At 69.7% G+C, this 6,976-nt stretch carries 7 protein-coding genes and 1 rRNA gene; 2 read left to right on the top strand and 6 right to left on the bottom strand.

The window, feature by feature from the left end; genetic code table 11:
• Nucleotides 1-21: 21 nt before the first annotated feature.
• Nucleotides 22-138 (top strand): 5S ribosomal RNA (gene rrf, locus VF665_RS21205).
• Between the two features lie 378 nt (nucleotides 139-516).
• Complete coding sequence (locus tag VF665_RS21210) at nucleotides 517-1,938, top strand: sigma-54 dependent transcriptional regulator (protein WP_331055466.1); 1,422 nt, start codon at nucleotides 517-519, stop codon at nucleotides 1,936-1,938.
• Nucleotides 1,939-2,019: 81 nt separating this feature from the next.
• Here the strand turns inward: VF665_RS21210 and thiE are convergent, their stop codons facing one another.
• The 6 genes from thiE to ligA all read right to left on the bottom strand — a co-directional run.
• Nucleotides 2,020-2,643, bottom strand: a complete 624-nt coding sequence (thiE, locus tag VF665_RS21215) for a thiamine phosphate synthase (protein WP_331055467.1) — start codon at nucleotides 2,641-2,643, stop codon at nucleotides 2,020-2,022.
• A complete protein-coding gene (gene mltG, locus VF665_RS21220; RefSeq protein ID WP_331055468.1) occupies nucleotides 2,640-3,641 on the bottom strand; it encodes an endolytic transglycosylase MltG in 1,002 nt (333 codons plus the stop codon). The genes thiE and mltG overlap by 4 nt, the downstream gene beginning before the upstream one ends.
• The gene (ruvX, locus tag VF665_RS21225) at nucleotides 3,638-4,093 is read right to left on the bottom strand and encodes a Holliday junction resolvase RuvX (protein ID WP_331055469.1); all 456 of its coding nucleotides are present in this window, start codon (nucleotides 4,091-4,093) and stop codon (nucleotides 3,638-3,640) included. The genes mltG and ruvX overlap by 4 nt, the downstream gene beginning before the upstream one ends.
• Before the next feature lie 228 nt (nucleotides 4,094-4,321).
• Entirely contained in the window at nucleotides 4,322-4,570 is a 249-nt protein-coding gene (locus tag VF665_RS21230; RefSeq protein ID WP_331055470.1) for a hypothetical protein, read from the bottom strand.
• A gap of 145 nt (nucleotides 4,571-4,715) precedes the next feature.
• Nucleotides 4,716-5,261 (bottom strand): hypothetical protein, encoded by a 546-nt coding sequence (locus VF665_RS21235; RefSeq protein ID WP_331055471.1) that lies wholly within the window; start codon nucleotides 5,259-5,261, stop codon nucleotides 4,716-4,718.
• The coding region (ligA, locus tag VF665_RS21240; RefSeq protein ID WP_331055472.1) for an NAD-dependent DNA ligase LigA at nucleotides 5,258-6,976 on the bottom strand (1,719 nt) is incomplete at its 5' end. The genes VF665_RS21235 and ligA, both read right to left, overlap by 4 nt.

A 6,976-nucleotide genomic window follows, 5' to 3' on the forward strand; every position in this document is an offset into this window, starting at 1 on the left:
AACCCGACCCGGAGACATTTGGCCGGTGGCTATGGCGCGGGGGATCCACCCGATCCCATCCCGAACTCGGAAGTGAAAACCCGCTGCGCGGATGGTACTGCCGGGGCCACCCGGTGGGAGAGTACGGCGCCGCCGGCCTTATCTTCAGAACCGCCCGTCCCGAGCATCCGTGCTCGGGGCGGGCGGTTCTGCGTTTGTAGACCGCGGCGGTAAGCCTCTCCATTGTCCCGGTGTCTAGTGCCCAGTGCCCGGTGCCCAGTGCCCAGTGCCCAGTGCCCGGTGCCCCTGCAGTTCCTCCGTGACCTCCGTGCAACCTCCGTGACCTCCGTGAGAGACGCGGTTGACGGAGCTTTTCGCGCGCGCATCGCTGTCCAGGCAGCGCGGGAAGGGTGGATCGGGTACGCCCCAATGCGGCACGGTTGCCCCACCTGCGCTCAGCGCGTAGATTGACGCCCAATCCACAGACACGATCTGAACCGCTGGGACCGAACAGGTCCGCTCCTCTCGCGCAATCTCATGAGCAACGCCACACAGCCCGACTCGCCGATCAGCGTTCTGATCTGCGATGATGAGGAGTTGCTGGTCAAGAGCTGCGGTCAGATTCTCTCCAGTGAGGGCTACACCATCCTCACCGAAGGGCGCGGCCGTGCCGCGCTGGAGACCGTTCGGCGCCATCGCCCGGACATTGTTCTTACCGACCTGAACCTGCCCGACATCGACGGGCTGGCGTTGCTCAAGGAAATCAAGAAGCTCGCGCCCGAGACGCTGGTCGTGATGATCACCGGGTTCGCTACGGTGGACAGCAGCGTGGAAGCCATTCGCGCCGGGGCGTACGACTACATTCCCAAGCCGTTCACGGCCACGCAGCTGCGCATTCTCATCGGCCGGGCGGGGCAGCAGGTGCAACTGGTGCGCGACAACGCCCACCTGCGCGACCAGCTCAAGAAGCACTACAGCTTCGAGAACATCATCGGCACCAGCGAGAGCATTCAGAAGGTGTTCTCCGTGGTGTCGCGCGTGGCGCCCACGGATGCCAACGTGTTCATCTCCGGCGAGTCGGGAACGGGCAAGGAGCTCATTGCCCGCGCGCTGCACGCCAACAGCCGGCGCAACGGGCGGCCGTTCATGGCCATCAACTGCGCCGCCCTCCCCGACCACCTGCTGGAGTCGGAGCTGTTCGGGCACGAGAAGGGCGCGTTCACCGGCGCCGACAACCTCAAGCGCGGGCTGCTGGAGGTGGCGAGCGGGGGCAGCTTCTTCATGGACGAGGTGTCGGAGATGAGCATGGACCTGCAGGCCAAGCTCCTCCGCGTCATTCAGGAGCGCCGCATCCGCCGGGTGGGCGGCGAGGTGGAGATCCCCATCGACGTTCGCTGGATCAGCGCCACCAACCGCGATCCCGAGCAGGCGGTGCGCGACGGCGTGCTGCGGCAGGACCTGCTCTACCGGCTCAACGTGGTCCCGGTCAAGCTGCCGCCGCTGCGCCAGCGCCGCGAAGACATTCCCACGCTGGCCCAGCACTTCCTTCGGCGCTACGCGCAGGAGTACGACCGCGGCAACCTGCGCTTTGCCCCCGACGCCATGCGGCTGATGGTGGAGTACGCATGGCCGGGCAACGTGCGCGAACTGCAGAACCTGATGGAGCGCATTGTCTCGCTCTGCCTGCCGGACCAAGAGATCCACGCTGAAGACATGCCCGAGGAGCTGTCGGCTATTCCCACCAACGGGCGGCAGGCGGTGGCGTATTCGGCGGACCTCCCGTTCCACGACGCCAAGAACGACGCCATCACGGTCTTTGAAAAGGAGTATCTGCGCGACCTCCTGAAGCGCCACAACGGCAACATCTCGCAGGCGGCGCGCACCGCGGGGATCGACCGCAAGACCATCCACCGCATGCTTACCAAGTACGAGCTCGAGGGACGCGACGTGTCCTGGTAGCGCGCTTGTGGGATGAATGAACGGAGGCCGGAGCCGCGCACACCGCGGCTCCGGCCTTTCTCGTCCCCGATCGGCTCCGCTTCAGTCGCGCAGCAGTGCGCGGGTGGCGGCTTCCGGGTCGGCCGCGCGCATCACCGCGCTGATCACCGCGACACCCGCCGCCCCGGCCCGGATCACGGGAGCGGCGTTGCCGGCGGCGATCCCGCCGATGCCGACGACCGGGATGCGGAGCGCGGCGGAGATCGAGGCGATCCGCTCTAACCCGACCGGCGGGCCCGCGTCGGCCTTGCTCCCCGTGGCGTACACCGGGCCCACGCCCACGTAGTCCGCCCCGTCCGCCTGCGCGGCCAGCGCGAGCGCTTCTGATTCCGCCGAGACGCCGAGCAGAAAGCCGGGCGGGGCGATGCGCCGCACGTCCGCGGCGGCGAGGTCGCTCTGGCCTACGTGCGCGCCGTCCGCTCCCACCGCCAGCGCCACGTCCACACGGTCGTTGATGAACAGCAGCGCGCCCGCCCGCCGCGTCTCCGCCAGCAGCGCCCGCGCGGCATCCGCCATGGGGCCCGCGTCGGCGTCCTTGATCCGCAGCTGGATGGCGGGCGCGCCGCCCCGCAGCGCGGCCCGGACAACGTCCACCAGGTCGCGGCCGCCGCAGTCCGGGTCGGTGACCACGATCAGCCGCAGGCGTTCCGCGAGACCCGCCGTCATCGCGGCGCGGGCGGGCGGGCGGCACGGGCTTCCGCGCGCGCGGCGGCTACGGCGCGGCGGTGCTCCGCGAAGTTTCGGGTAAAAACGTGCGTTCCGTTGGGCCGGGCGACAAAGAACAGGTAGTCGTGCTCCGGCGCGTTCAGCACCGCCTCGATGGAGCCCGAACTGGGCGACGCGATGGGGCCCGGCGGAAGGCCGGCGTGGCGGTACGTGTTGTACGGGTCGTCCGCCACTTCGCGGATGTGCTTGAGCATCAGCCGCTTCTGGTGCTCGCCCAGCGCGTACTGCACCGTGGGGTCCGCCTCCAGCCGCATCCCCTTCTTGAGCCGGTTCAGGTACACGCGGGCAATGGTGGGGCGCTCCGACCAGGTCTTGGCCTCCTTTTCCACGATGGAGGCCAGCGTGACCACCTCGCGCTCGCTCATTCCCGCCGCCTGCGCGCGCTGCCGCAGGGCCGGCGTCCACACCTGGCGGTAGCGGGCCGTCATCTCCTCCAGCACGCGGTCCAGCGACGAGCCGGCGGGGAGCACGAAGGTCGCGGGGTACAGGTATCCCTCCAGCGTGGGGCCGGGCACCCTGTACTTTTCCGCCAGCGCGGGATCCATCAGCCGCGCCAAGACGGTGTCCGCGTTCATCCCCGTCGCCTGCGCCAGGCGCGGAGCCATGCGGCGCAGTTCCCATCCCTCGGGAATCACGATGCGCGTCTTGACCACGTCGCCGCGCGTGATGCGGTCCAGGATGAGCGCGTACGAGGCCCCGGGCTTCACCTCGTAGATCCCCGGCTGCAGCCGCGCCGCGGAGCCCTTGATCCGCGCGTACAGCTTGAAGGTGGAGGCCGAGCCGATCACCTTTCGCGCCTCCAGCGTGTCCGCCAGCGCCGACAGGCCGCTGCCGCGCGGCACGGTGAAGCGCACCGCGGTTCCCGTTCCCGCGCCGCTTCCGCAGGCCGCCAGCGACAGCGCCGCCACGGCCATCCAGATCCGCTTGCCGAACTTCATCGGTCCGTTTCCGCCTCGTTCATCGCCTGGTTGCGCCGCAGCGCCAGGTAGCTGGACAGGATGATGGCCGCCGCGGCCGCATCCACCCGGCCCTTCTCCTCCCGCTGCCCCTTCCTGAGTCCGGAGCCCCGCACCGCGCGCTCCGCCTGCACCGACGACATCCGCTCATCCATCCAGTGCACCGGAAGCCCCGTGCGCCGCTCCAGCTCCGCGCCGAACGCGCGCACCTCGGCCACCCACTCGTTCTCCTCGCCCGAGAGGGGAAGGGGAAGGCCGATGAGCGCTTCGGTGGCCTCCTGCTCCGCGATCAGCGCGCCGATCTCGGGCCAGGGCGGGCGCTTGCCGGCGCGGCGCTGCAGCGTGGTGAGCGGCGACGCGATGGTGCGCGTGGGGTCGCTGACCGCCACGCCGATGCGGCGCTCGCCGTAGTCCAGGGCGATGATGCGGGACATTCGCACTCGATGGATGAGGAACGCAGCGAGCTGCGGCGGCATCGCCGTCCCGCCCCTCGCGTGAACGGGCAAGGTACGCCATGCGGCGCGAAAGAGGAACGGTGCGCGCGATTACGCCTCGCGGCTGAATGGACCTATGACGCTCCTCCCCAATGTCTCCGTTTATCGCTGCACATTGCAGAGATCGCGGATTCCAGGGACCAACCTCGGGTGGTCGCCCTTTCTACATCACAGGTCGTCCTGGTAGGTCAGCGACTCCACTATGCGACCCAGCTGCTTCTCGAGTGCCTCTACCTCTGATTTGCTCACGCCGGGCTTGAACTGTAATCCGAAAGCCCCCTTCCGGAACATCGGATGGTCTCCACCGCGCGCCGTGATCATCATCCACCATCGGTGCTGATCCATCCTGTCGCGCGATGGAGGGGCGTGCTCCGAGAGCTTGAACTCCAAATGATCAGCCTGGTAGCTGTCTCCCATTCTGTACCTTTCTAACTGGATGCCAAGTTACTGTGAGAGGAGTGTTAATCCACGGGGGCAGGTAAGGCGAGGCAGGGATCATGGGCGAAAGAACAGCCCGCGCGAGGGGCGCGGGCTGTCTGTCGTCGAACGCTCGGTGGCGCGCTCAGAGCGTGGCGAGCACGGCTTCCACGGGCTGGCCGGTGCGGATGCCCTCGTACACCTGGCCCAGGACGTCGCCGCGCCCAAAGAGCAGGCGTGTGCGGTCCGGCGTTCCCGACGGAACCTCCATCACCGCCATTCCGCCGCCCGCCAGCCGCTCCAGAAGCGCGGTGAACAGCCCGGTGGAAAGGTGGCTGCCGCGCGGCCCGCCCCCGGCCTCCGCCTCCACCCATCCCGCCAGCTCCAGCGCGCCCACCGCCGGGTGCAGGTCGCGGAACTCCAGCGTCCCCCATCCCCGGTCGCTGAAGAAGGTGGCCGCCGCGCGCCAGAACTCCGCCGGATCCAGGTGCGCCCACGACACGCCGGCAAAGTCGCGCTGCACGCGCTCCTGCAGCGAGGCGTACACCTCTTCGCCCAGCTCGTAGCCCAACTGGCGAAGCACGGTCACCGCCTCCATGGGCTCGCGGTCGCCCACCACGGCGGTGCGCACGGAGGCCAGCAGCGAGGCGGGAACCTGCAGAAATCGCGAAGGCGCGGCGATGGAGTTCATGGAAGATCCAGTTCCAGGGTGGGTGCCGCGGATCCAGGATCCGCGGGGGCGGGGTCGGTGTCCGGCGCGTCCTCCGCCCCCTCCGCCGCGGCGGCCAGGGCTTCCGGCAGGGCCAGCAGTTCGGCCTCGGTGAGCTGCGGAATCCCCAGTTCCCTGGCCTTGGCCAGCTTGGAGCCCGCGTCCTCGCCCACCACGAGGTAGTCCGTCTTCCTGGTCACGCTGCCGGCCACGCGCCCGCCGTGGCTCTCGATGAACGCCCCCGCGTCGCCGCGCGTGAGGGTGGGCAGGGTGCCGGTGACCACGAAGCTGCGGCCGCTGAACGCGCCCTGCACGGGCTCCGCGGCCTCTTCCGTCATCACCACGCCGGCGGCGGCCAGCTTGGCGACCGTTTCGCGGTTGCGCTCTTGGTCAAACCAGGCCCGCAGCGCCTCCGCCATCGTCTTGCCGATCCCGTGTACGGACGCGTACTGCTCCGCCGTTGTCTCGGGCGCCATCAGCCGGTCCATGGACCCGAAGGCGCGGGCCAGCAGCATGGCGCCCGTCTCGCCCACGTGCCGCACGCCCAGGCCAAAGAGCACGCGCCCCAGGCCGCGCTGCTTGGACTCGTCCAGCCCGGCCAGCAGGTTCTGCGCGGACTTTTCCTTGAAGCCCTCCAGCGAGAGCAGGTCGTCCACCGTCAGGCGGTACAGGTCGCCCACGTCCTGCACGAGGCCGCGCTCCAGCAGCGTCTGCACCGTGCGCTCGCCCAGCCCGCGGATGTCCATGGCCGAACGCGACACGAAGTGCACCACGCCCCAGTAGATGCGCGCCGGGCAGGCGCTGTTGGGGCAGTACAGCATGGCCTCGCCCTCCGGCCGCTCCACCGGCGTGGCGCAGGCGGGGCACTCGGACGGCATGGCGAACTCCGCCGCGCGCTCCTGCCCTTCTTCCAGCACGGGGCCCACGACCTGGGGAATGACCTCGCCCGCGCGCTTCACCAGCACCTTTTCGCCGGCGCGGATGTCCTTGCGGCGGATGTCGTCCTCGTTGTGCAGCGTGGCCAGCTTTACGACGACGCCGCCCACCTCCACCGGCTCCAGCACGGCGTACGGGTTCAGCGCCCCCGTGCGCCCCACGTTCAGCTCGATGGACTTCAGGGTCGTGACCACCAGGTCCGGCGCGTACTTGTAGGCGATGGCCCAGCGCGGGTCCCGCTGCCCCACGATCCCCAGCTCGTCCTGCAGGCGCAGCGGATTCACCTTCACCACGGCGCCGTCCACCTCATAATCCAGCCGCGCGCGGCTCCCCTCGAACTCGCGTACGAAGGCGAGCACTTCCTCCAGCCCGGCGCAGGGGCGGGCGAGCGGGTTCACCGGCTGGCCCCACGCCCGCAGCGCCTCCAGCAGCTCCCACTGCGTGGCAAAGGGGGGCGTCTCGCGCCCGTCCATCTGCACCGCGTAGGCAAAGAAGCGCAGCGGGCGCCCGGCCGTGATGGCGGGGTCCAGCTGGCGCAGGCTGCCCGCCGCGGCGTTGCGGGGGTTGGCGAAGGTGGCCTGCCCCTCCGCGGCGCGGCGGCGGTTGAGCGCCTCAAAGCCGGAGTGCGGCATGTACACCTCGCCGCGGATCTCCATGCGCGCGGGGACGGGTGGGCCGTCCGCGCGCAGGCGCAGGGGGATTTCGCGGATGGTGCGCAGGTTCCGGGTAACGTCCTCGCCGATGGTGCCGTTGCCGCGGGT

It is taken from the genome of Longimicrobium sp., from assembly GCF_036387355.1.
Classification (GTDB): Bacteria; Gemmatimonadota; Gemmatimonadetes; order Longimicrobiales; family Longimicrobiaceae; genus Longimicrobium.

Coding starts and splice junctions, on each gene's coding strand:
- ruvX (WP_331055469.1), bottom strand. CDS start 4,093: ATGTCCCGCATCATCGCCCTGGACTACGGCGAGCGCCGCATCGGCGTG.
- VF665_RS21210 (WP_331055466.1), top strand. CDS start 517: ATGAGCAACGCCACACAGCCCGACTCGCCGATCAGCGTTCTGATCTGC.
- mltG (WP_331055468.1), bottom strand. CDS start 3,641: ATGAAGTTCGGCAAGCGGATCTGGATGGCCGTGGCGGCGCTGTCGCTG.
- thiE (WP_331055467.1), bottom strand. CDS start 2,643: ATGACGGCGGGTCTCGCGGAACGCCTGCGGCTGATCGTGGTCACCGAC.
- VF665_RS21230 (WP_331055470.1), bottom strand. CDS start 4,570: ATGGGAGACAGCTACCAGGCTGATCATTTGGAGTTCAAGCTCTCGGAG.
- VF665_RS21235 (WP_331055471.1), bottom strand. CDS start 5,261: ATGAACTCCATCGCCGCGCCTTCGCGATTTCTGCAGGTTCCCGCCTCG.